Raw genomic sequence first — 23,938 nt, 5'->3', positions numbered from 1 at the left:
CTTGGTCTTGGTCATGGCAGCGTCCTCAGAGGCGTTGGGGGGGAGGTGGATCGATTTCTTGCGGTGGAATTCAGAATGGCCTGCGGTGGGTCCGGTGGTTTTCGGTACGCCGGCCCAGGCCCCAGAACAAAAAACCCCGCGCTTCTTTCGAGGGCGCGGGGTTCAGGTCTGTTGCCTGGGCTGGTTGGCGTTGGCCTACACGTGCCCGATCCCCGCGCGGTGTGCCCAGGTAAAGTTGGTAATCCAGTTCAGGCCGGTGGCTTGGGCACACGCACACGGCCGCATCGCGTCGAGGGACGCATATACGGCAAGTTTGCGAAGGGCGTGGGCGGTGCTCATGGGTATCGAGAACACCATGCGCACGGTTGTGCTGTCAACCGTTTCATTGGATATGAATTCCGGTTGGGTCCGGCGCCGGTGCGACATGGGCCGAAGCCTGGCCGCCAAGCCGACGCTGGCCGGCGGCGTTGCCAGCGCCGCACGCGCGGGCTTCATCCCATCGGTGACGCATTCTCCAGCGGCTGCCGCAACAGCGCGTGCAGGCGCAGGCCGCCCTGCGAGGACACATGCAGGCGCCCGCCCAGCGCCAGCGCGCGGTCGCGCATGTTGGCCAGTCCGCGTCCATTCGCACGCGCGGCGCGCACCCCGATGCCGTCGTCGCGAATATCCACGAACAACCACAGCATGCCGCCACGCTGGTTGACCCGCAGGCGTACGCGGCAGTTGCCGGCACGCGCGTGGCGGACGACGTTGGTCACGCCCTCCTGCACCAGGCGATAGACCGCAATGCGCAGCGTGTCGTCCAACTGCGGCAGCAGCCGCGCGTCCCCTTCCAGCACGGTCTCCAGCGCCACCCCGGCGTCGGCCGCCAGGCGCCGCACCAGTCCCTGGTCAATGGCCGGGTACAGACCCAACTGCTCCAGTGCGGAGGGACGCAACGACTCCAGCACGCCCGAGATGTTGGCGCGCATCGCCCGGGTCAATTCCAGCAGCGAATCCACGGCCGCCCCCTGTCCCGCCTGGGACAACTGGGGCGCGACCAGCATCAGCCGGGTCTGCAACGCGGTAAGGGTCTGGCCGAACTCGTCGTGCAGCTCGCCCGCCAGGCGACGACGCTCGCGCTCCTCGGTGAGCAGGTTGCGGCGCGCGGCGGCATTGAGCTCCTGCGCCAGGCGCTCGCTCTCCTCCTTGGCGTGCTGCAACTGGTCGGCCTGCGCGCGCAGGCCATCCACGGTGGCGCCGAACAGCAGGGCGGTGGCGCCGGTCACGGCGGTGAACAGCTGCATCCGCACCGGGCTGGCCAGCGCGCCTCGCAGGTGCTCCTCCAGCCCCGCGGCCACGCTGACCGCCAGCAGCACCAGCGCCGCGCCGCGCCAGCCGTGCCATACCGCGAACACCACCACGGCCACCAGCAGCAGGCGCCGCACCAGCTCGATCAACTCGGCGCCCGGCGACGACGCGACCCAGGCCAGGTAGCCGATGGCCACCGGCAACAGCCAGCGCAACCCGTCGCGCAGGATCGGGGCGGAACGCTCGCGGTTGGTGGCACTCACTGCCCACGCCAGCAAGGGCGCGGCCAGCAGGATGCCAGTGAAGTTGCCGAGCAGGCTCTTGATGGCGAATTCCGCCACCCGCGACAGCCCCGGATCGGCCAACAGCGGTGCGACATCGACAATCCGCATCGCGCGTACGTCGCCGATCCAACCGTCGTTCCACACGTACAGCACGTCCTTGCCCATCACCAGCAGCGCCGATGCGAGCGCGGCCAGGTGCAGCCGCGAGATCTGCTGCAGGCTGGCGGGCGTGTGCGGGGTGATCCGCCAGTGCTGCAGCAGCACCACGCCGCCGGCCACCAGGAATGGCTCCAGCACGTTGCCCAGCACGAACTGTGCCGGTCCGGACCAGTAGCCGAGAAAGGCCCCTTGCACGCCCGAGGCGGTGTGGATGAGCACGCCGCCCAGGCAGCGGGCCAGCACGGTGCCGGCAAAGACCCACGGCCAGGACCGGCGGGGCAGCAGCCACAGGACGCTGAACAGCGCGCCGTTGTTCACCGCCCAGTGCAGGAACCCGACCCGGCCCAGGCTCAGATAGAGCACGAGTGTGAGCGCAACCAGCGCCGGCCCCGCCGCCCAGCCGCGCACCTCGGCAATCGCCCCGTTCGCAGCCGGGGAAAAGGCGGGAATCGTTGCTGCGGGGGCCACCGGTCGGTTCATCGGCCCAAGGCTAACGCGCCGCCTCCCGCCGCTGGTGCGAGCTTTTCTCGCCGCCGGCACAGGCGCCGATCACTGCCGTTCCGGCCGCTACAAATGCGGAAGGCCCGGTTGCCCGGGCCCCCACGTGGTGCGACCAGCGCCCCGGTCAGGCGGCGAACAGCGCTCGCATCTTCTTCAGCGCGTTGGCCTCGATCTGCCGGATGCGCTCGGCGGAGACGCCGTACTCGTCAGCCAGTTCCTGCAACGTGACCTTGCCTTCGCCGTCCAGCCACCGGCGCTTGACGATGTCGCGCGAACGCGCGTCCAGCCCGGCCATGCCCTCACGCAGCAGCTGCAGCTGGTTGTCTTCCTCGTCCACGCGCTCGTAGGCCTGCGACGGGTCCTCGCCATCGGCGCGCAGGTATGCGGCCGGCGACGGCGGGGCGTGGTCGTCGTCATCGTCGCTGGACAGGTCGAAACCGATGTCGCGACCGGACAGGCGCGACTCCATCTCCAGCACCTCGCGCTCGGACACGTTGAGGTCGGCGGCGACGGCGCGCACTTCCTCGGCATTCATCCAGCCCAGGCGGGTCTTGGACTTGCGCAGGTTGAAGAACAGCTTGCGCTGCGCCTTGGTCGTGGCGACCTTGACGATGCGCCAGTTCTTGAGGATGAACTCGTGCATCTCGGCGCGGATCCAGTGCACCGCGAAGCTGACCAGGCGCACGCCCTGGTCCGGGTCGAAGCGCTTCACCGCCTTCATCAGGCCGATGTTGCCTTCCTGGATCAGGTCGCCGATCTGCAGGCCATAACCGTTGTAGCCGCGGGCCACGTGCACGACGAAGCGCAGGTGCGAATGCACCAGCTCGCGGGCCGCGTCGAGGTCCTCGTTGTCGCGGAAGCGGCGGGCCAGCACCTGCTCGTCCTCGACCGAGAGGACGGGGATGCGGTGCACGGCGCCGATATAGGCTTCGAGCGAACCGAGGGGGACCAGCCCGCCCAGGGCGGGGATCGGGAGGTTGTTGGCGACCAGGGCGGTGGAGGGGACGTTCTGGGTCATGAGGGTCATCTTAGCAGTCGGGGGGTATGACTGCTAAAGGGGGGTAGAAGTTCCGCTGTGTTGCGGGTGTGGAACGCCAATATGCAGGCCTGGCGGGACGGGTGTCGAGCGCACCAAACTATGTCAGCAATCGTCAAATTGGTGTCAGCGACGCGTAAGCGTGTCAGCAAGAATACTGCCCGTCATGCAAATCAATGACTTATGCGGCATCAGTTCCCAAGAGCATCGCCGAGCCAGCCGGTCTCTGGAGGCTGCTGCGGTAGGTGTCGCGCAGCCCGGTACCGACTAAATCTGGTGCACCTGTGCCGTCCCAAGCATCGAAAGCCTGCGCGCCGGTTGCAAAGCGCATGATCGCCGATTCGTTGCCTCTCTCGCCGGAACGGCGCCGAAGCTGCAACAGCAGCTCGAACAACTCAGCCGCTTGCCTAAGGCGCAGCAGCGCCTGGTCAGTCAGCTCATCGACACTGTGCTGCAGCAGCACGGCGGCTGACATTTCGCCAGCCGCACAAACGACAAGCCCGCCGAATGGCGGGCTTGTCGAACTGCATCTTCTCCGGGCGCTAGATACTGGCGAAGATCAAAGCAATGCTCGCTGCGATGAAGAATAAAGGGAGCACATACATCAGAACTTTTATCCGCTTAACGCGGCCCTGTATGTCGCTGTAGACGGCCGACGAACTGAACTCGCCAGCTGAAATCGACCGAATAAAGCGCAACGAATTTCCAATCGAGTTATTGGTGATCAGGCTTGGCTTACCAAGCCTCTCCCAAAGCGGCGGATCGTGCTTTTTTATGTAGCTGAAGAACGAGCCAACTTCGACCATATACCAAACAAGCACAACTCCAACGAAGGGTAGGCTCAACGCAAATACAGTGGTAGCGTTCATCAAATAACCTCAAGACTAAGGATCTTGGTTGAAGGTTTTTTCAACACCCAGAGTCACTGGCATCTTTGCGATTCCCTTCCCCCCCAGCCCAACACCCAAGAAAACATTCCAAGTAACTCGACCGCCAACATCAGCCTGCAAGCTTGTGCCAATCGCACCAACAGCACCAACCTTGAAATCAAGCGCGCCTGACTTCAGGTTTACAAAAGAGTCCACTGCCGCAGGCAGCCTGAACTGCGCAAGCTTGATGTCAGCACCACCAAAAATACCTGCGCCCGCCCCAAGAGCGTAGTCGCCAGACAAAGTAAGCTCACGACCAGTAAGCGGCCTTGACGCCTCGAACTCAGCCCCGGAGCCAAGAGCCACACCCGCTGAAACTTTCAAGTCCGTTCGCTGGGCAATGGCGTTGCCAATGTTCCCAGCAAGCTCTGTAACGCTTCCCGCTTGCCGGTGACCTCCTGTACTGCCTCCGCCTGACGATCTCGCTGAGGTCGCCATCTGCGCAGCTGAACCCGGAGACTTCGCCAGAATCGAACTCCGATCGCGCATTAGCTCTTTTCGAGTTTCTCTGTCCATGCGGCCATCGGGATCGGTGAATCGATACGGATTGTTGCTCGCGTACTTGTAACGATTGAAGTTCCCACCCGTGTTGCCGTCCGCCATGACCGGATCAACGGACAGGAACCTCCCGATGGTCGGGTCGTAATAGCGCTGTTGCATATACGTAAGGCCTGTCGGCGCATCCATCACATGGCCCGTGTATCCCGGGCGATTGTTGGCCACTCGATTCGTAAGTGCCCCAAACGGATCGTACTCACTGCGCTGGGCAACGGCGCCGGCGGCATCCGTTAGCGCAACCTGGGAGCCTAGCTCATCGTTGTGGTAGTAGTAGACCGTTTCGCTGGTCGAACCGATCGGGCGCCGCCTTGTCGCCAGCAGGCTGCCGCCCAGATAAACGTACTCCAACCTCGCACTGACACGCTCATCGCGCTCCCATAGCAGGGCGCCATCGGCTCCGTACAGCGCAAAGCTCTTGCCGCTGGGCGATTGGGTCAGAATCCGCCTGCCCTGCGCGTCGTAACGGTAGCTTTCCGTGCCAAGTGCTGTACGCAACCGGTTGCCATGGTCGAAAGTGTGAACCTGCCCGTTCTTATTGGCCAGGTTGCCCTGAACGTCATAGCCCAAGCCGACTACCGTCGCACCCGCGGCGTTACGGATGTTGGTCAACCTCCACGTTGTCGGATCATAAAAGTACTCGGCATAGTCCTTCACGCCGGCCAGTGTCCAGGACTTCAGGTTGTCGAGCGCGTCATACCCAAAGCGGTGCACGCCATCGCCACCAAACGCCGCCGAGGTCGCTGTCTTCAGGCGATCAAGACCGTCATAAGTCATCGCCCGGTTGTAGCTGCTGCCTTGGGCATAGTCCGTGATCGCGGCTACATTGCCATTGCCATCGTAGGTGTACCCATAGTCCACCACCGCACCGTTGGTAACGCGAGACGGCATCTGTCGCGCGTTCTGCGTCATCGCATGCAAGATGCCGTTGCCGTAGGTGAACTCCCTGATCGCGCCGTTGGGGTAATACCGGACCCCGCTGGCATAGGTGGCACCACTGGCCACCACGGTACGTGGCTGGCCCAACGCATTGGGTGAAAAGCTCACGGATAACCCACCCGGATACGTCATGCTGGCGCGGTTACCCAGCGCGTCATAGCCCTGGCCAATGCTCCACGTGTACACATCGTGCTGCTGGGTCTCACCTGTCTGCAGCCGCCGTGCGTTGTAGACGTAGCTGTTGACTACCGCATTACCGGAATTCTGGGTCGTAACCTGACTCGGCAACCCGTCGGCGGTGTAAGCCCAGACCTGGTCGCCATTCCCATCGGCGAACGTGAGCGTCTTGAGCCAGTTGCGTTCGTGGTAGGTCCGATCAACCCGGCGCCCAGAGGAGTAGGCCGTGGCCCGCACCGTGTCACAGGATGTGCCGGGGGCAATAGTCAGACCGGCCGCCGTCCACGCCACGTTGCCTGCATCGTCGTACTGGGTCACCGTGGCACCCGTTTCAGGCTCAACGACCACGCAAAGCCGACGATGGGTGTCATGGGTGTAGTAGCGGGCAGCGGAGATGCTGTTGTCCGCACTGCGTTGGACCAGGATCTCCGGGGTTGTCAGTTGCGGATGCCGCGTGATCTCGACGACCTTGCCCTCAGGCAACTGGCTCCATGCCAACAGGTCGTACGCCGGTTGGTCGAAGGCCATGTAGCCATGAACGGTCACTCCGCCGCGCGGGTCCTGAACCTGCTTGCGCAGGCTGGACAGGTAGCTCGTGGTGGTCGCGAGCACGCCCAACTCACTGTCCTGCTCCACGCGGGTTACGCGGTCGAGCACGTCGTAAGACGTTCGCGTGCCCGTATTGGCCGTGGCGTAACTGGACAGCGTCGCCAGTGGGTAGGACTGGAACGCCAGCCGGCCGTTGGCGTCGTAGCGCTTGACCGTGATGGATCGCGTGTCGGCCGCGTTGGTGGCGTCCAGAGACTCCTCGACCACCGGCCGCCAGAGCGCATCGAAATAGACCACCCGACGGGCGTCACCGGTCGACACCGTTTGCTTCCAGTGCCCCGCCGGGAGTCCGTACTCGCTGGCGGCCACCGGGACGAACGTCTGCGCCTTGGCAAGCCACGTGCTGGTGTCGCAAACGCCGATCTGAGACTCGGAAGGGTATGTCACCCCGTTGACGCGGCCCATGGCATCGTAGCCATAGCAGGTCACATGCCCAAGCTCGTTGGTGACCGACCGGATCCAGCCCAGGTCATCGACCACCGCCGACTCGATCTTCAGATCTGGATGCTGGATGCGCTGGGGAATGCCGCGCTTCCACTGCGAAAGGCCGGTCGTCTGCAGGCGGCCGTCAACCACGCTGGCGAGCGTACCGTCAGCGTTGTACCCCAGGGTACTCTGGAGCTTCCCGAAACTGTACAGCCGTTGCGGCAGCGCATTGGCGTCATAGTCAGTCTGCGCGACAACGATGCCGGTTTCGGCGTTGGATTGCTTCTTGACCTGCCCGACGACCCACTTGGCCAGGTCGTCGTGGTATTCCGTGAGGTCGGTTTTGGCGTACCCGAGGGAATTGGACCGGGCGACGCTTTGGGGACGCCCGAAACAGTCAAACTGATTCACGTGACTCTGGTAGGTGGTGCCATCGCGTGCTGTTGTCGCGTCGACTTGCGGGCGCAGATACTCAGCTACGAAGCTTCCTCGCCACTGGATGCCTTTTCCGATGGGCTTGCTGTAGCACTGACCGTTGTCGGTAAGCACATGGGTCCAGCTGTCCGTCTGCGCTGCCACGCCTGGGGTAATGCCGCGCTGGACATTGACCAACTTGCCTTCGTTGTAACGGTAGCTGTTGCCGAAAGTGTGGACTGCCCACTCGCCACCGGGCCCGTCGACCGTGACCTGCGTGCTGCCGGCGCAGTCGTCACTTGTGCACACCGGCGGGCTGCAATCAGCACCATTGCCACAGACTGGATGTCCAGCGCCACTGGGATGATTGAAACCAGAAATGAACGAGAAGTAGTTGTAATTCCAAGTCTGCGTAGACAGTCCTGGTCCCGACACTTGTTTCTGGACTAGCGCAAAGTTATCCCACGCCACGGGATGAAAAGTCGAGTCATCATTGGGATCATTTGACAGCGTTTGGTAGTTAAGGCACACCATGGGTACGTTGGAGCGGCCAAAACGCGTTGGCGCCACCGTGAATTGGCCGGTGACCCCCGATGGGTGGGTCACACTCCCTGTCACCGGAGTCTCGTCGTAGATGTCACCCGGGTTAAAACAGTCGCGATATGGCTCGGACGCAGATGGCGCAGGCGTAAAATATCGGAAGCTGGCACTCGACAGTGAAGCGAGGTTGAGCTGCCAACGTGTCGTGTCCGGAAGGACTACCGCCGACAACGCGCCTGAACTGTACTCGTACTGCCACGTCTGACTTCCGTTCGTGACGCTGGCGACATGGCCCTGTGCGTTGTAGCCCAAGGTGAGCTGGCGACCGTCGCTGCTGTTGATCGCGGACAGGCGGCTCGGGGCATTGGCGGCGTTGTTGTAGGAGTAGGTGACCCAGTTCCCAAAGCGATCTTCGATCCGAGTCACAAACAACGCGGTTTTGCGACGAAAAAGGGAATCGATTACTCCGCGCCCACCGCGGAGAGTGGGTTCCTGGTATTGAGCCATCCAGTCGAACCAATATCGCGTTCCATCCGTGGTGATCGCCAGGAACCCTTCACCCGATCCATTCTTGATCTGGGGCAGACAGCTGAAATAGGTGAGCCCGTTGGTTACCCAGTTGTAGGGCCCACCCGTACTGGGTCGCGGGGCATTGGTCGTGCCGCTGCCAGCCCAAAGCAACTCGCCGCCGCCGGGCATTTGCGCATGCGTACCGTGCCAGTAATCTTCAGGGTAGAAATAGGTATAGGTAGATTGAACCAGCTTTTGAATGATCGGCGGCGGCGCAGAACTGGTGCAGCGATTGTCTGCCCAGGTTGAGGCGAATACGCCGCTCACGTTGGGGATATCCAGATCCCAATCCGCCAGCGCGCCCTCTCTAGTGCTATAACCTCGACGATTATTGATGGACAGCGTGCGAGTTAACGTGACGGGGAGCTTGCTGTTTCCAGGAATGCTGGCATCGGTGACCGAGAACGACAGGGCGCCCGCCGACAGATCCACCGAGTCCCCAAAGAGATCAGGACCGTAAGCGGCCACCGTGTCGCTTCGAGCGATTATCTTGTTGTACTCCTCCCAAGGGCGCGTTTCCTGCGCCTGGGCGGCTGTACTTACCAGCAAGAACCCGACGGCCGCGGCTCGCAAAAAGCTCCACATCGCTACCTCTCCCCATCCAACACACAGCCGATGTCCCCGATGACTGCACCCAAAACGACTGGAGTAGCAGCCCCGCCCCGCCTCTGTGCAAATCCAACCGCCAATCGATTGATTTGCACCTTCAACTGTCCGTACCAAAGTGCAACACGGTTGTACCGGTAAAGACGTCCTCAAATCCCTGGTAGGGAAGCGGCTGTGCCATCAAAGCCGCCGCCTCAAGACCCCGTCGAACCGAGCTGTCGCCTGGACAGGTTGTTGCCTCCGACGACACGACAATGCCACCGGCACGTTGGGAGACAACTAGAACGCACCCCGACGGCGGCTCCACCCCATGCATCGACTTCCATTGTTGCGCCACCGCTGCACGCAACGCCGCGACGTAAAGCACTTTCCTGTCGGATCGGACGCTAGCGACTTCCTGGCCAGTAGTCGCCTCAGAAGCCGGCTCAGCCTCGTCGCTTTTCTCTAGCTCTGCTGTTGCTGAGGCGTCTACTGACGTCTCTGCAGTGGCAGCTACGCGATCCGGAACTTGAGGCGAAAGCTCAATGCTTGCCTCCGCGGAGGCCGCCTGAGCCGCTCCTGCGGGAGAGGCATCCCGCACCACAAAGTACGCAAGAAATCCTTCATTCACCCCATCTGAAGCCGGAGCCGCCCCCGACCCGGCGGTAGACTGCCAGCGCGCCATCAGCAGAGCCACGTGCAGGAGCGTCGCAATGGCGATCGCGACCAGCCGGTCATACCGCTCGCTAGACCCGGCAAACGGCCGATCAGGCATCAGGTGCATCCGATGCAACCTTCAGGCTTGCTTGGCGGAGCGGACGTGAGCCAGTCCATAGTCAGCAGCAACCCCATGGTGGCAGTCGTTTCACTGAATCACTGCAAGCCATTGCTGCGGCCCAATGCAACGGCGGCTTTTTCCCTTCGCGACGACCGCGTCGCTGGTTCAGGCTTGTTCCATCCCGTCGAGCCACACGCTGACTCCTTAATTCCGGGCGCCAGCCAACCTTAAGCCCGGTTCTTCTTGGGCGGTCGGCAACTGCCAGAAAACACCCGCGACGACTTCACTGCAGTGGCGGTCAGGGTTTGGCTGCTGCGATCAAGGACGTAGGAGAAACGCGGAAACGAACTTTGCCAACTAATGGTCTTATCGGTCACCACAGCAGGATTGGCTTCGTTGACCAACTTGGATGCGACGTCGACTTTAAGATCGACAAGCCACCAGTCCCCGCGCTTGCCTTCTACATCCTGCAATTGACATTTCAGCGTAATGGCTGATGTGGCCGCCATCGACGACGCTTGCGGTGCCGTCGCCAAGATCGTTAGGAGCACCCACGGCAATAGCTTCACCTGCTGCCTCCTGCTAGTTACGTCAGATCACCCAATGGCGAATTCCAGGACGTACGCTTCAATGTTGTCTGCACCAATGTTCGGCGCCATGAATGCGTTGCCCAAGCGGGCGCCTACCAGATCGGAACCTATGCCGAATCTTGACGCGCGAGGGCCAGTTGCGAGAGAGATTTTTTCTCGACCGCCTTGGACGCGTGCTCCTGCTTCCGTCCGGGCCGCTCGCGCGCCATGGCCTAGCCTCAGCAAGGCGGCTCGCCATACTTGCCCTCTGCCTGTTCACATTTGGCAGGCGGCTCAGGCCAGTTCTTGTGGATGTCAGCGCCGAGAAAGCATCCAGAGAGGCAAAGTTCCCTGATCGGGCCTTGAGCTCCTGCTCCTTCTGCTCATCAATCGTCGGCGGGAAGTACATGGGGACTTCTGTGGTCCCACTTTCATACGCCGTGCACTTGGTCGATGTGACGGTGGCCAAGTTCGCGCCCCCGCCGGCGGCTAAGACCTGATCAGACCCTGGTTGTGCCGCTGCGTCCTGTCAGGATTCAGCGGCATCATTGTTTCCAGCCCCGTTAACATCGGCGCCCATTCGGGGCCGGTGTCGGCTTAGGCGCAGTCACAAGGACTGGGCCCCCCCTCATTTGCTGCCGGACCGCTCCCAGCGGCGATTGGAGGCTCCGGTGGCATCAATGCGGCGGGAATACGCGGAAGCCCCGAGCGGTGACTATAGGCCGCAAATCGCTGCGTGACCCTAGTCAGGAAGGGGGCAAGCATCCGCCCCACGCGCTCACCGGGAAGCCTGCTTGCCGGCTTGACAGCAAGCGTACGGAACTTGAATACGACCGACCTTCCCTGATGAAGTGCGAAGACGATGGTCTCCACATCGGCCTCGTGGAAGTTTCCAAAGTCGGGGCGTGCGAGCTTTGCAAGCTCCTCGCCTTCGACGATGGTCCCGCGGATCAAGTAGAGGTCGGGCTGGCCAAAGCCCTCGCGCCTGATGCAGTCGCAGGCCGCTCTGATGTTGAGGAAGTACCGGGGAGCGTCTCCGTTCTGGTCAAAGAACAGATCGCCAGTGGAGTATGAGCCCGCAACCAGGAGATCATTTGGGAGTAGGCGCTCAGCCTGCAGAACCTCATGAAGTGCTTGGCGATACTTGGCGTCGTTGGCGCCGAAGTGCTGCATCGCCGCGTCTGAGAATTCGTCCAGATTTGCGGTTAGCGGCTTCATTCGCGCTGCGACAAGCCGAGTGATCAGTTCCCCAAGTTCAGGGGCGGGCGAAACGCCGTCCTGCTTAAACGAATTCCAGAAGATCACTGGCCAGTACTTGTGCTGGTCGTGAAACTCCTTGAAGAGCTGATTGACGGCCAGCGTCTGGCGACGTTCCCACTGCTTCAATACAAGGGCAGAAGGGGTCTGATTGATCCAGTCTTCCAGGACGCTGAAGAGATCCTCGCCCACGTCGCGCTTGCTCTTGACCAGGATGTGCGACCCCAAGTTCTCGCCGATCAATCCGCTTTCTCTGAGCACATCGGTTACGTGATCAACGTCCTCATTGGTAAAGATGAAAACGGGCGCGTGACGACGCTCGCGAAGCTTGGTCAGGAACTCAACGTTCTCCTGCTCGTACTCATTCTCCAATCCACCAATATGCAAACCACTGAAATTGAAGTCGGGGTGCGAGCCGGCTCCATCTTGTCCTTCTTCTACTTGATCCAGCTTGGAGCCGTGGAGATTCCAATCCATAACGAAGAAGGCGGCATTGGCAAAGTTGTCCAACTCCTCATCCCGCTTGGGAAGGGCGTCCAGCTTGACTGCGTGACTGCCTGCGTCCTGGATGGCTTTGAGGATGGCCTCAATCCCGTCGGGCCCATTGCGTGGCGCTCTCACCAGGCCGTCATCAATGACCACTGCAATGCCCTTGAACAGCCCCTGTGACTCGGCCTGCGCCGGGTCCTGTCGAACAGCATTCATCGTTCCTATTCCTTTACAAACGAAATGGTTAGGTTGGCACCCGGCAGGATCTTTTTCTTCGCCGGGGTTACATCAATCGTGTACTCGTGCCTGGCCAGGAGCTGGCGTGCAATGTAAAGGCCTAAGCCTCGACCTTCCTCGCCCTTGCCGGAGAAGAACGGTTCAAAGATAAATGGCAGATCCTCGGCGTTCAGCCCTGGACCGCTATCAGCAAAGGTCAAAGCTCCATTGTCCCCATCAAGCACCACGAGTATGGTCTTGGGCGGATCACGCCCCTCAAGCCAGTAGCAGGCATTGTCGAACAGGTTCAGGAAAACCTGCAGAAGCACCGCGTCGGTAGTGTTGGCCACCAGCGGCGAACCCAGGGTCTGGACCTGATAGTCGATACCGCGCTTGTCCATCATGCTGGCGTAAAGCCTCTGCACCTTTACCAGGATTTCAGAGACGCGCACCTGCTTGCGCTTCTGCTTGGTGGATCTGAACAGCCTTTGCATCTCCGTCATGGAGCCTTCGAGGAAGGAGACCATGCCACGCAGAGAGGTCAGTTCCTGGGCCACGTGCGCGGCGGGGATGGGCTTCCCACTACGGGTTTTGTCCATCAGATCGTTGATGATCCGGTACATCGATCCGATGCTCAGCATCAGATCGTGCGATGCGGCCTCTACCGAGAGGCCTACGCCAGCAAGATGCTCGGTGTCTTCGGCGCGCTTGACCAGATACCTTCGCTCGGACAGGTAGTTGCGCTTGGCATCATTGAGGCGAGACTTCGCCTCAGCCGGCTGATCGTCATCCAGGGCCTCGGAAACTTCATTGAGGCTCTTCTCGACCGCATTCTCAGTGTGGACGGCGATGTCCAATGTGTTCTTCTTGATCCTTACGAGCTTGTCGTAAGGATCCTTGCGCACCCATGCCAGGAAGATCTGGATCATGGCCCTGAAGTCGTCGGTCGCTTCACCGACTTCAACTAGGCCCTCTCGGCTGGTCTTGTCGCGCAGGTCTGGGTTGTTCTCTTGGCTGATCTCTACGACACCAACGGTCTGGTCATTACTGAAGAACTCGCTTGCCTTGACCGTGCCTCGGCGCACGTCGATCAACAACCAGTCGTCGCTTGGGTCGCCATAGGGATAGACCCGGATGCCATCGCGATAGAGATAGATTCTGTGTTCGCGAATCAGGTCCTTATCGTCCTTGGCCAGCAGGTGGTGCTCAGCCGCGTCGCTGGCAAAATTGAAGACATAGAACTTGAATTTGAAGGGTCCACACGCAGTGAAGCGGCTCTCCAGCTCATTTTTGGAGTTTTTCTCAGGCGCATAGATGTCCCGATAGATCTTCATGCCCGTCAATGTGGGATCAAGCAAATCCAGTGTCTGGTGCTTGTCATTGATGGTGAAGTCAAACTTCTTCCCAGCTTCGTCGTACGCGCCCTCGATCCGGAAGACGGTCTTCTCAGCCAGAAGCTTCTGCAGGACCTCTTCTCTCTCGCTATCAAAGGACTCCAGATCCTCGTCGCGATAGATGTAGATCTTGAACTCGTCCTGCTTGCCCTTGGCGCCCTTTGCAGCTGTACCGTCATGAGCGGCTGTCCCATCGCGGACGATTCGGTCAAAGACGGACTGCAGCCGTCCCAGGTCGCGATGAACCTGACCAACCCGATGGCGGGTCCAGGTACCTTGGAGGTGGGAGATCTCAAGTCGCGTTCCGTGTGGCTTTCGGGTGACCTGGGCGTCGCCGAGTTGGATCTTGACGCGGTCAATCTCCTGGGCAGAATCGGTCTCGCTTAGCGTCATGCTCAGCTCATCGAGGAACAATCCCTGCTGGTTCTGTAGGAAGTTCTCATCGTAGCCAGATACGTCCAGATTGAGCGTCAGCTCTGAGGGGGCGCCCTTGGCGCGAGTGGTCATTTCAACGCGTCTACCCAGCTTGAGAAGCGCAAAACGGCCAATGCCCTTCTCACCTTGGACGATTCGCCCCTTGGCGGTCTTGTGACGCTTTGACTGCTTGTCGATCAACTTGCCAGGGGTCGCCGGGTTGACCCAGTGGTTCTCGATGATGTCCCGGCCCATGCCAATGCCGTCATCTTCGATGATGATCTTTGCGTTGGAACCAACAGCTTGGAAGTCCTTGTTGAAGCTCTTGAAGGTGAGCTTCACCCAGCCGGCATCGGCGTCGTACGCGTTCTTGATGAGCTCAACCAGAGCAACGCGTTCGTTTTTGATGAGCTGATCCCCCAGCATCGTAAGAAGGCGGGCATAGGGTCTGAACTTCAGAGGCTTGGGCTTGGGTCGCTTCATCGGTGTGCCATGAGTACGTACTCGTGCGAGTAGATGTGGTTTGAGGTCTGCGTGCGGCTGAACTTGCCCGTCGGGGTTCTATACGGGGTGGCCGCCTTATTTGAGATTGTTCGCTTGGTCACTCGAACGGTCTTGAATCGAGCCGAGAGGAGCGATTCGGTGAGGTGGCTGGCGTTGTCCACGTCAACTCCGCGGTACTGGGTATTGCCGATGACGAACATGGCGATCCCACCGGGGCGGACAATGCGCATCGCCCGATTGGCGATCGCCTGCATATCAATGAAGTAGTTAGCGACAGACCGCGCAGCGCGCTTGTCCTGCTCGTAGAGGGAGAACACCGTGCGTGTGGCTGTCCGATTCAGATCCCGAATGCCCTTGGCCAAGCGGAAGTCATGCTGGGTGCTTCCGATTGATCCATCGCGCAATTGCCGATGGTCATCGGCGTAGCCCAGGAACAGCGACGACAGCTGGTGCAGGTCGGCATATTCGTAGGAAGTGACATACGGTGGGCTTGAAACGAGCAGGTCCACCCGCCGCTTGGGGAGCCCCACGCTCAGGGCATTTCCCAGCTCAACAACGGCTGCAGGGCTGTGGGAGAGATCGCCAGCTTCCTCAATGGCCTGGGCCACGGTAAGTGCATGCTTCAAGAAGGTGGCAAAGACCTCAGGAGGAAGCTTCGCATTGTCCAGAGTAGGCTTGATCGCTCTCTGCTGCCACTGCGAGCACGGCTTGAGGATCGCCGAGAATGTGCAGAGATAGGCATCTTGAAGCGGCGAGGGTTCCGGTACAACGTGCCTGATCGCGTTCAGGACCTTGGCGAGATCGGCAAACTGCTCGGGACGGAACCAACGATTGAGGCGTTCACGCGCAGAGGGCGCCAACTGGATGTCGCCCTTGGCCCTTCGTGCAAGCCGCATGATCCGATCGAGCATGCTACGGAATTCGAGCGGGCAAAGGTCTGCGCTCTTGGTGCGCGCAATCAGGGTGGCCACCGGGTTGATATCGCAGCCCCAGAAGCCCAAGCCCAAGCGCCGCGCCTCATGGGCCACAGTGCCGCAGCCGCAAAAAATATCACCTACCATCTTCACCCGAACGCCTGCGCTCCGGGCATAGCTGATCCCGCGTTCTGCCAGAAATGCAGGGAACTTCGCAGGATAGGGATGAATCCGATGCATGCGAGGCTCTTTCGAGGCATACGTATCCCACTCCGGATCAGCCGGAGCGTTGAGTAGAGGCATGTCCCACAGCTGCCTCACATCCGTGATGTCCACGAACTGCCTATCCATAGCGATTTCCCCTGTTTGTTGATCGTAGGTGAATTCCTCTCCCTTGCATACTATGCGTCGTATGCATATTATGCAAACTATGCAAGCTGTCAAACATCCGGTGACTGCGGACCTCGTTGGCCGGGCCAGGCGCAAGCTGGGCCTGAAACAGGGTCAATTCGGCGTCAGGCTAGGGAAATCCCAAGGTGTCGTATCTCGCTATGAGAAGGGTGAGGTCGAGCCTCCCGGCGAGGTGATGATGCATTGCATGCATATTTTGGCTTCTGCTACTGCTACCACGGGTGAAGTGCCAACTAGCCCTCAGACCTTGGATCAACTGGTCCAGACATTAGAGGGGGCGCTGTCCTTGGTTCGATCCATGCGGGACAAGTCGCCCGGTCTCATCCAGGGCGACGAAAATGACGACAATTCCCATCAGCCAAGGCAGGCTTGAGGACCTCATCTAAATGCAAACCCGCACTGTCCACCCGTTCCCGGCCCGAATGGCTCCGGATCTGGCGCTCAACTCCCTGGTTTCGCTGCCTACCAAGAGCATCGTCCTGGACCCTATGGCCGGTTCCGGCACCGTGCTTCGCCAGGCCTTGTCACTGGGCCATAGGGCCATTGGCTTTGACATGGATCCGCTCGCGGTGTTGATGAGTCGCGTCTGGACCTCGCACTTCGATGCTGATGCGGGGCGGGCGGAGCTAGCGTCTGTCCTGGAAGAGGCGGCTGCCCTGGATCTCAGGCGTGTTCGCTTGGCATGGCAGGACGAAGAAACATTGCTGTTCATTCGCTACTGGTTTGGAAAAAAGCAGCGGCGCGACCTGACTCGTATCGCGGCTGCCTTCGATCGCCGGCGCAAGTCAATTCGCTCGGAGTCCCGTCGCTCCGCGCTGGATATGCTCCAGGTAGCTCTCAGTCGCATCATTGTTACGAAAGAGCAGTGCGCCTCGTTGGCCCGCGACACCTCGCATAGTCGTCCGCATCGTGTCACGCTGGAGTCGTCGTATGACGTCTTAGAGGGCTTCAGGCGGTCAGCGACGCAACTGATGACGCGACTGTCGGCTAATCAGGCGGCCAATCACGAGCATGGTCAAGTAACGGTCAGCTTGGGCGACGCGCGCGCTATTGAGCTGCTCGATAGTAGCGTTGACGCGATCATGACCTCGCCGCCTTACCTCAATGCCATCGACTACATGCGGGGTCATCGTCTGTCGCTGGTATGGCTTGGGCACAGCGTTGGGGGGCTGCGTAGGATCCGCTCCAGCACCATTGGTGCGGAGAGGAGCTACGACGCTCAGTGCTCCGTCGCCGAGACAATCGCAGCTGCGATGTGCGATCTGGAGCGTTTGGAGCCCAAGCAGCAGCGCATGATTATCCGATATGCCGGCGACTTGGAGCGCATGATGCATCAGGCAGCCCGCGTGCTTCGCAAGGGCGGCTCGGCGACCTATGTGTTGGGCAACTCCTGCCTCAAGGACACGTTCATCCGCAACTCCGAGGGCGTGGCCAAGGCAGGGGTCCAGGCAGGGTTGACCTTGGCGGGCGTGGCCGAGCGTGATTTGCCGGCTGCAAGTCGATACCTGCCGGTCACTCAAAGCGGTAGCCTGTCTAAGCGGATGCGTACAGAGACAATCCTGACCTTCGTCAGGGCCTAGCACCGTTGCCCCTCGCTAGACCTGGCTTCGGAGAGTCACTCGACTATGAGTCGACGCGGCCTTTACTCAAGCTGCGTGGGCACATCGGCCCACGCGGCAATCAGGCATTAGCCTGCATTACTCAGGTGCATTTTCCGCGCGAACTCTCTCGGCGTCCGCAATGACCGCGTCAAGCTCATCCTTGCGGTCAATGCTCGCGAAGACACCATCGGCATAGGTGATCTTCACTGAAGTGTCGGATGCGACGGTCTTGAGCAGGAAGTTGCGCAGTCGCTCAAAGTCCTGGTCGTTAGCCTCAGCTACCGCACGGTCCCAGTCATCCTTTGCGATCGTGACATTTCCGCTGTCAAACTCCATGGACAGTTTGCTGCTCATCTGAACTCCTTGTTGGGCACGAAGGGGGTGCGCCGATGGCGCACCTCCGATTATCCGCGAAAGCACCTGGCGGCGTGACCCGTGGTCTGCAGCTGGCGCTCTGCCTGAGTATGGATAGCTGTCCGCGGCGCGAACGATCTCAGCTTTCAGGTCCAGCGACCAGCATGCGGCAAGCTCTGCAGCAAAGAATGTCGATGCTTCTACTAGTGTCCTGGCCTTGCTTCCACGTGCGCGGGGGGATGAGCCAAGACGTTGCCATGGTGTCGAAGCCCTCTTTTCCCTCCTCGGGGCCGATGGCCGTGACTAGGGCGCGTTCACTTACGCCTCCTCCAGCGCCGGACAGAGAGTCTTGGCCTGCTGAATTTCCCGGCATGTATGGCCCGACATGATAGGCAGGACGGCTTTGGGATCAGCATCAAGGGCCTGTAGCCCCTCCCGAATGGTGTCAATCGGGAACGAGGCATGGAAGCCTGAGTAGTAGATTCGATTCCAAAACAGTCGCTCGATACAGGCGAACAAGCTCTCCCATCTATAGCGGAGCGCGGGATTCCCATAGAGTACGTGGGGCAGCAGATCAAACGCGCACGCGGAAGGTACGTAGTGCTGGGGATCATCCTCCAATTCTTCCCCCTTGCGAGCAAGACATAGCAAGGTAATCAGTGCTTCTACCGAAGCTTGATTTCGAATTGCACGAATTCTTGCACCTTCGGGCCAAGCATGGTGGAACCACCCTCGAGCATCAGGCTCGCCGTCGAGGAATAGATGCCGGCGAATGTTCATTGGCATCTGCTCCAATAGCCGATGCAGACGTGATATGGGCGGCGCCACTGGTGTCAGTAACTCCCAGAGCGGCAGGTCTTTCCAGTACCCCAGCCTGACTGCACCACCCGAGCGGCTGTACATATGTGCTATGGAGTCGGAGTTAGGAAGAGCCTTGCCCTGGCGCCAGCGCCGATACTTGTTGGAGCCAGAGGGATCACCATTGTCGGAACCTTCGCCGTAGGGCCGAGCAGGGGCGCAGGCGTCGGGCTCGCCCGCCCGCCCGCCAAGGTCGATTTGGACTTTTGAAGGCATTCAGATTGGCGATCTCAGCCCAGCTGGCGGCTTTGCCGTTCTACGGCATTTGAAACTCCGGTTACTTATCGCGTCGTAGGACGGTCGGCAACTCGCGCTGCAGAGCAGCTACAAGCTCAGCCTGCACGCGCGGCTGGCCCAGCGTGCCCCACGCGTGCACCAAGTGATGGCGCTGGTCCTGGGGCCAGCTGTTAGCGTCATCGTCCAGTGCCAGCCACGGTCCCGCGTAGTTCGGTCGGCGACGCCTCAGCCACAGATCTATGCAGGCGTAGCGGGTGGCGAAATGTGAGCGGTAATCTGGCGCGCCGTACTTCTTCAGTTCGTCTAGCCAAATGGAGTCCACCACTTGCGCCGCCAACCTGGGCGGCAGCATGTCGCGAATGGTGTCTAACTGCCGGGTATAGGCCCACCAACTGGAAATGACGATCTCAATACGTTCCGCGTAGGGGGCCAGCAAGGCGTCCAGCAGCGGCGCATGCACCAAGGGCGGGCCGTCATATGGCGCCGCCACCTCACGCCCATCCTCACGGACACGGAATTTCCACGTGGGATGAAGCGTGTCGTCAAAGTCCAGAAAGAACAGTAGATCTGCCATACAGGTTTCGCGGGAAGGTAGGGCGAGCTTACAGAAAGTGCCTCTGTCGGTGTCAACGCCGATTGAAATTTGACCCACTTGCCCTGCAATTCGCCGATTGAAATCTGACCCACCCCGGCTCTTCATTGGCCCTGTCTGGGCTTTACCGTTCCGGCTCGCCGTTTGTCTTTCAGCCGATAGCTGTCGCCCGTTATTTGCACGATGTGTGCGTGGTGCAGCAGGCGATCCAGCAGCGCCGCGGTCAGCGTCGCGTCGTCCGCCAGCGCACCTGCCCATTGGGGGAACGGCAGATTGCTGGTCAGGATCATGCTGCCGCGCTCGTAGCGCTTGGCGACCACGTTGAAGAACAGGCTGGCCTCCTCGCGTCCGAACGGCAGGTAGCCCAGCTCGTCGACGACCAACAGTTTTGGCCCCAGCACGGCGCGGTTGAAGTACTCACGCAGTCGCCCCTGACTGTTGGCCGACGCCAACTGCAGCATCAGGTCGGCTGCCGACAGGAACCGCGTCTTGATGCCCGCATGGATGGCTCGCATCGCCAAGGCGATGGCCAGGTGGGTCTTGCCCACACCTGATGGCCCCAGCAACACCACGTTCTCTGCGCGCTCCAGGAACGCCAGGCTGGCCAGTTCCAACACCTGCGGCTTGGACACGCCGCTGGCGAAGCCGAAGTCGAACTGCTCCAACGTCTTCACCGTCGGCAAGGTCGCCAGCTTCTGCAGCGTCTGTCGCGTGCGTTCGGTTCGGGCATCCATTTCCGCGCGCAGCGCCTGCTCCAGGAAGTCGCCGTAGCTGGTGTCCTCGCTGACGGCCCGCTGTGCCAGACCCGACCACTGGGCCGCGATCGCCGGTAGCCGCAATTGCTCGCACAATGCCTGGACGCGCTCGTGCTGCAGGTTCATGCGGTCACCTCCATCAACTCACCGTAGATCGACAACGGGTGCTGGATCGAAGGAAACGGCAGTACTCGCGCCGTTGGACGGGGCGGCAACACACGATGGAATACATCCTGCGGCAGCGGCTGCAGGTGCTGCCGCTCCTGCACCAGCAGATCGAACGGACGGGCCTGCGTCGTGCCGTGCTTGCGACGGTTGGCGATATCGTCCAGCCAGCGCCGAACCTCGCGGTTGGCGGTGGTCACGTCCAGTACCAATCCGCCGGTGCGCAGGGTCGCCGCCAAAGGCACCACGAAACTGCCTTTCAGGTAGCCGTTGAAGCGCTCCACCTTGCCCTTGGTCTTGGCCCGGTAGGGGCGGCACACCCGTGGCGTGAACGCGCATTCCTCCGCCAACTCCAGCATCCTCGGGTTCCAGCGGTGGCGGCCGGGGCCGAACACGTCGCGGTCAAGCAGCACCGGCTTGGCATTGTCGAACAGCACGTCCTGCGGCACGCCGCCGAAATAGTCGAACGCACCCACCAGTCCCGCCTCCCATGCTGGAAAGCTTTCATCGTCGCCGAAGCGCACATACGTCGACCGGCTGAAGCCCAGCGTGGCCACGAACGCGACCAGCCGGTCCCGGCCACGTCGTATCGTGGTGAAGTCGGCCTGCATCTGCTGGCCTGGTGGCGTCTCAAAACGCACCACCGGATCCGCCGGCGCTTGCCGCAAGGGCGCCATGAACGCCTTCAATTGGCTGATACCGCCGGTGTAGCCCCGCTCGGCCAACTCCCGCAACAGCACCGTCGCCGGGATGACATCCGGCCGCGCCGCCGCCAATCGCTCACGCACGTAATCCACGTAAGGATCCAGCTTGGCCGGCCGGCTTTTCCGCGGCGCATAGGCGGCCTCCGCACCACGCAGATACCGCCGCACCGTGTTCCGAGCAATCCCCAACTCGCGTGCGATCTCCCGCACGCTCTTGCCCTGACGGGCCAATACCCTGACTTCCACTGCTTCCTCCTGGCTAAGCATCCAGGCGGTCTCCAAAAGACCGCCATCCTCGCCCGGGGTGGGTCAGTTTTACATCGGCGCGGGTGGGTCAGTATTCAGTCGGCGCTGACATGTCGGCAGCGGGGATCGATGTTGGCAAGGCCAGTCTTGACATAGCCAGCAATCGCCGAAACGTTTCGATAACATCGGGACGCCCACGATAACAGCGTTATTGTTATCGCGCAGAAGGATTGTTATTCGCCTATTCCGGCTGCGCACCTAGACCATTTTTGGATCTTTACAGGCCCTCAAGTTGGCTATCGGAACACGGCTGGGACGTGCCTGATTTCTGCAACTGCTTGGCTTGAGTACCTAGATTGGCTGAGCGACACCGGCGGCGATCCAAGCAGAGCCGCACTCGACACGAAGCATCAATGCCGCCAACGAACCCGTCTTGATGTCTGAACCTAAGAGATCGAGACAACTGGCGCGCACGAGGCCAGAATGTGTTCACACGAAACTCTTCATCGACACCTTCTGGTGCCACTCCAAGGTCTCCCGCTGCTGGGGCCCGAGCCGCCCCAGAAGCTCCTCCCACCACACCGTCCACGCTGGAAATTTGGATGATGTTTCGGCAATGAGAGACCCATAGCTCTTGGTACCCACTAATGTCCGGACTGCAAAGAAGAGGTAACTGCGCCGCCAGCGGAGACAGGCGGTTTGCCTGATGCCGCTGTCCGAGAACTTCCACTCCCGACGGCGGGCCGAACCGGGCAGCGGGCCAAACCACTCTGGCCACTGGCGTGGGCAGGCCACATCGGCCAATGGCGGCTCTTGATGGCGGTCCTGGTGACGCGACGCCAACTCGATGAGAAAGCGCAGATCGCTTCTCAGGTCATCTTCAACCGTCCGCCCGCTCAAGTAGGGGGGCATCGGTGCATCAAAGCGCTTCTCCGCTACGAACTGTACCCACCGCAGCCACGACAGCACCACCTCAAGGCTTGGGCAATCCTTGGAAGGTGGGGCGTCGCAAAGCTGGCGAATAGCCTCTAGGTCGGCCCGCATGAACGCGGGTGTTGCTAGTCTCATATCACCAGTTCTGTAAAGCCATGCTTTCGGCAATCGGCGCCGGCCGGCCGAATCACAGTCAGCCCACTCTCGCAAGGGCGCTTCGTGATCCCAGCAACTGGTCACCAAGGCCGGAATCCAATCCATACGGAAGTAGGGCGTCCGGCCTGCAGCAAGATCCTCTTCAAAACACAGCGGGCAGTAGGCTCGCCGTCTGGCGGGTCCCAACGTCCAATTCCGAAACCCCACATGTCCGGCCAACGGAGAGCGCCAATCCTTGACGCTCTCTGTTAGACGTTGTTCGAGCATGGCAGGCGGGGCGAGATCCACGTCCCTCCGCCCATGGCAAGACCTGTAATGACCCAGCGGTTTCTGCACAGGTCAGGCCGCTAAAGCATATGCCTCAGCAGGGGTCTTCATGCCCAGCGCCTGGTGCGGGCGCCGGTGGTTGTAGAACTGGATCCAGTCGCCGACCACACGAGTTGCGTGCTGCTGGCTTTCAAAGCGGTGCCGGTGGACGCACTGCTCCTTCAGCGTGCGGATCACCCGCTCCATCATGCCGTTCTGCTGCGGGCAGTGCGGGGTGATGAACTCCTGCTGCAGCCCGTAGCTGCGCACCAGCCGCGTGTAGTGGCGGCTGGTGAACACCAGGCCGTTGTCCGACCGCAGCAGGAACGGCGCCGGTACCCGGCCCAACGTACCGAACCGGGTGATCAGGGCCTGCTCCAGGGCCGCTGCAGCGGTAGTGGCCTTGCCCGTGCGCGACAGGTGCCAGCCCAGCAGCTGGCGGGTGTAGCAGTCGATCACCAGCGCCAGGGTCAGCCAGCCATCCCGGCCGCCCCAGACGCGGCACAGGTCGGTCGCCCAGCGTTCGTTGGGTGCCTGTGCCACTGAAGGCACGGCTTCGATCCGCGGACGCATGCCCACGGTCCGCTTGAGAACCTGCCAGCCCATCAACTGGAACACGCGCTGCACGGTGTTCTTGTTCATATCCAACAGGCCCGCCACCGTCCGATAACCGAACGACGGCTCTTCTTCGATCAGCGCCTTGATCGGCTCGGCCAGTTCCGACTTCACCTTCGGTGCGGCCTTGGTCGGCTTGTAGTACACGGTCCGCCGGGGCAGTTCGAACCAGCGACACAGCTGGCTGACAGACACCTCGAACCCATCCTGCTTCAGTCCCTGCCGGACGGACGCGATCAGCTCTCGTCCTTGCCCAACAGGGACGCCAATTTTTTTCGCGCGCGCAACTCCAGCATCGCCTCGCCATAGGCTTCCTGCAGGTCCTTGAGCTGGCGCTCGTACTGCTCGCGGACATCCTCGGGCTTGGCCCGTAGGGCGTTCTCCATACCGCGCTTGCCGTCATCGACCCAGCTCTCGATCTCCGAGGGCGGCAGGTCAAACTGCCGGCTGGCCTCC

19 protein-coding genes are annotated in these 23,938 nt (G+C 61.1%); 2 read left to right on the top strand and 17 right to left on the bottom strand.

The features are described 5' to 3' along the window. Positions 1–491 precede the first annotated feature (491 nt). From IP93_RS14625 to IP93_RS14585, 9 genes are all read right to left on the bottom strand, one after another. On the bottom strand, positions 492–2,213 hold the full coding sequence (locus tag IP93_RS14625; RefSeq protein WP_144816945.1) for an ATP-binding protein: 1,722 nt from the start codon (positions 2,211–2,213) through the stop codon (positions 492–494). 145 nt (positions 2,214–2,358) lie between these two features. Beyond that, positions 2,359–3,252 carry an RNA polymerase sigma factor RpoH gene (rpoH, locus tag IP93_RS14620; protein WP_144816944.1) on the bottom strand — a complete coding sequence of 298 codons (894 nt, stop codon included), beginning with the start codon at positions 3,250–3,252 and terminating at the stop codon, positions 2,359–2,361. 199 nt (positions 3,253–3,451) lie between these two features. Further along, positions 3,452–3,745 (bottom strand): hypothetical protein, encoded by a 294-nt coding sequence (locus IP93_RS14615; RefSeq protein ID WP_158636369.1) that lies wholly within the window; start codon positions 3,743–3,745, stop codon positions 3,452–3,454. A 67-nt stretch (positions 3,746–3,812) separates the two neighbouring features. Then, positions 3,813–4,139 (bottom strand): hypothetical protein, encoded by a 327-nt coding sequence (locus IP93_RS14610; RefSeq protein WP_144816940.1) that lies wholly within the window; start codon positions 4,137–4,139, stop codon positions 3,813–3,815. Positions 4,140–4,154: 15 nt separating this feature from the next. Next, a complete protein-coding gene (locus IP93_RS14605) occupies positions 4,155–9,014 on the bottom strand; it encodes an RHS repeat domain-containing protein (RefSeq protein ID WP_144816939.1) in 4,860 nt (1,619 codons plus the stop codon). 1,005 nt (positions 9,015–10,019) lie between these two features. Beyond that, positions 10,020–10,361, bottom strand: a complete 342-nt coding sequence (locus tag IP93_RS14600) for a hypothetical protein (protein WP_144816937.1) — start codon at positions 10,359–10,361, stop codon at positions 10,020–10,022. 597 nt (positions 10,362–10,958) lie between these two features. Further along, complete coding sequence (locus IP93_RS14595; protein WP_144816935.1) at positions 10,959–12,323, bottom strand: hypothetical protein; 1,365 nt, start codon at positions 12,321–12,323, stop codon at positions 10,959–10,961. 5 nt (positions 12,324–12,328) lie between these two features. Then, complete coding sequence (locus IP93_RS14590) at positions 12,329–14,614, bottom strand: sensor histidine kinase (RefSeq protein WP_144816933.1); 2,286 nt, start codon at positions 14,612–14,614, stop codon at positions 12,329–12,331. Next, positions 14,611–15,885 (bottom strand): DNA methyltransferase, encoded by a 1,275-nt coding sequence (locus tag IP93_RS14585; RefSeq protein WP_158636368.1) that lies wholly within the window; start codon positions 15,883–15,885, stop codon positions 14,611–14,613. Before IP93_RS14585 ends, IP93_RS14590 begins: the two co-directional genes overlap by 4 nt. Before the next feature lie 94 nt (positions 15,886–15,979). Here IP93_RS14585 and IP93_RS14580 point away from each other — a divergent pair, with 94 nt between their 5' ends. Together IP93_RS14580 and IP93_RS14575 are read left to right on the top strand one after the other, a co-directional pair. Further along, positions 15,980–16,333: a helix-turn-helix domain-containing protein gene (locus IP93_RS14580; RefSeq protein WP_158636367.1), complete on the top strand. Its 354-nt coding sequence runs from the start codon at positions 15,980–15,982 to the stop codon at positions 16,331–16,333. A gap of 13 nt (positions 16,334–16,346) precedes the next feature. Continuing rightward, a complete protein-coding gene (locus IP93_RS14575) occupies positions 16,347–17,540 on the top strand; it encodes a class I SAM-dependent methyltransferase (protein ID WP_144816927.1) in 1,194 nt (397 codons plus the stop codon). A 117-nt stretch (positions 17,541–17,657) separates the two neighbouring features. Here IP93_RS14575 and IP93_RS14570 read toward each other — a convergent pair whose 3' ends face one another. From IP93_RS14570 to IP93_RS14535, 8 genes are all read right to left on the bottom strand, one after another. Further along, on the bottom strand, positions 17,658–17,915 hold the full coding sequence (locus tag IP93_RS14570) for a hypothetical protein (protein ID WP_144816926.1): 258 nt from the start codon (positions 17,913–17,915) through the stop codon (positions 17,658–17,660). A 318-nt stretch (positions 17,916–18,233) separates the two neighbouring features. Then, positions 18,234–18,989, bottom strand: coding sequence for a hypothetical protein (locus IP93_RS14565; protein WP_144816924.1), 756 nt, complete (start codon positions 18,987–18,989; stop codon positions 18,234–18,236). Between the two features lie 61 nt (positions 18,990–19,050). Further along, complete coding sequence (locus IP93_RS14560; protein ID WP_144816922.1) at positions 19,051–19,584, bottom strand: HAD domain-containing protein; 534 nt, start codon at positions 19,582–19,584, stop codon at positions 19,051–19,053. Positions 19,585–19,706: 122 nt separating this feature from the next. Continuing rightward, on the bottom strand, positions 19,707–20,483 hold the full coding sequence (gene istB / locus IP93_RS14555) for an IS21-like element helper ATPase IstB (RefSeq protein WP_144816921.1): 777 nt from the start codon (positions 20,481–20,483) through the stop codon (positions 19,707–19,709). Continuing rightward, a complete protein-coding gene (istA, locus tag IP93_RS14550) occupies positions 20,480–21,493 on the bottom strand; it encodes an IS21 family transposase (protein WP_144816919.1) in 1,014 nt (337 codons plus the stop codon). Before istA ends, istB begins: the two co-directional genes overlap by 4 nt. 468 nt (positions 21,494–21,961) lie before the next feature. Continuing rightward, positions 21,962–22,516: a hypothetical protein gene (locus IP93_RS14545; protein ID WP_158636366.1), complete on the bottom strand. Its 555-nt coding sequence runs from the start codon at positions 22,514–22,516 to the stop codon at positions 21,962–21,964. Positions 22,517–22,900: 384 nt separating this feature from the next. After that, positions 22,901–23,677, bottom strand: a complete 777-nt coding sequence (locus IP93_RS14540; RefSeq protein WP_242006888.1) for an IS3 family transposase — start codon at positions 23,675–23,677, stop codon at positions 22,901–22,903. Between the two features lie 41 nt (positions 23,678–23,718). After that, positions 23,719–23,938: transposase (locus IP93_RS14535; protein ID WP_144816914.1), on the bottom strand; the 220-nt coding region annotated here is incomplete at its 5' end.

This window comes from Aerolutibacter ruishenii, from assembly GCF_007830115.1.
GTDB classification, from domain to species: Bacteria; Pseudomonadota; Gammaproteobacteria; order Xanthomonadales; family Xanthomonadaceae; genus Aerolutibacter; species Aerolutibacter ruishenii.
This window is presented reverse-complemented; position numbering and strand designations above follow the sequence as displayed.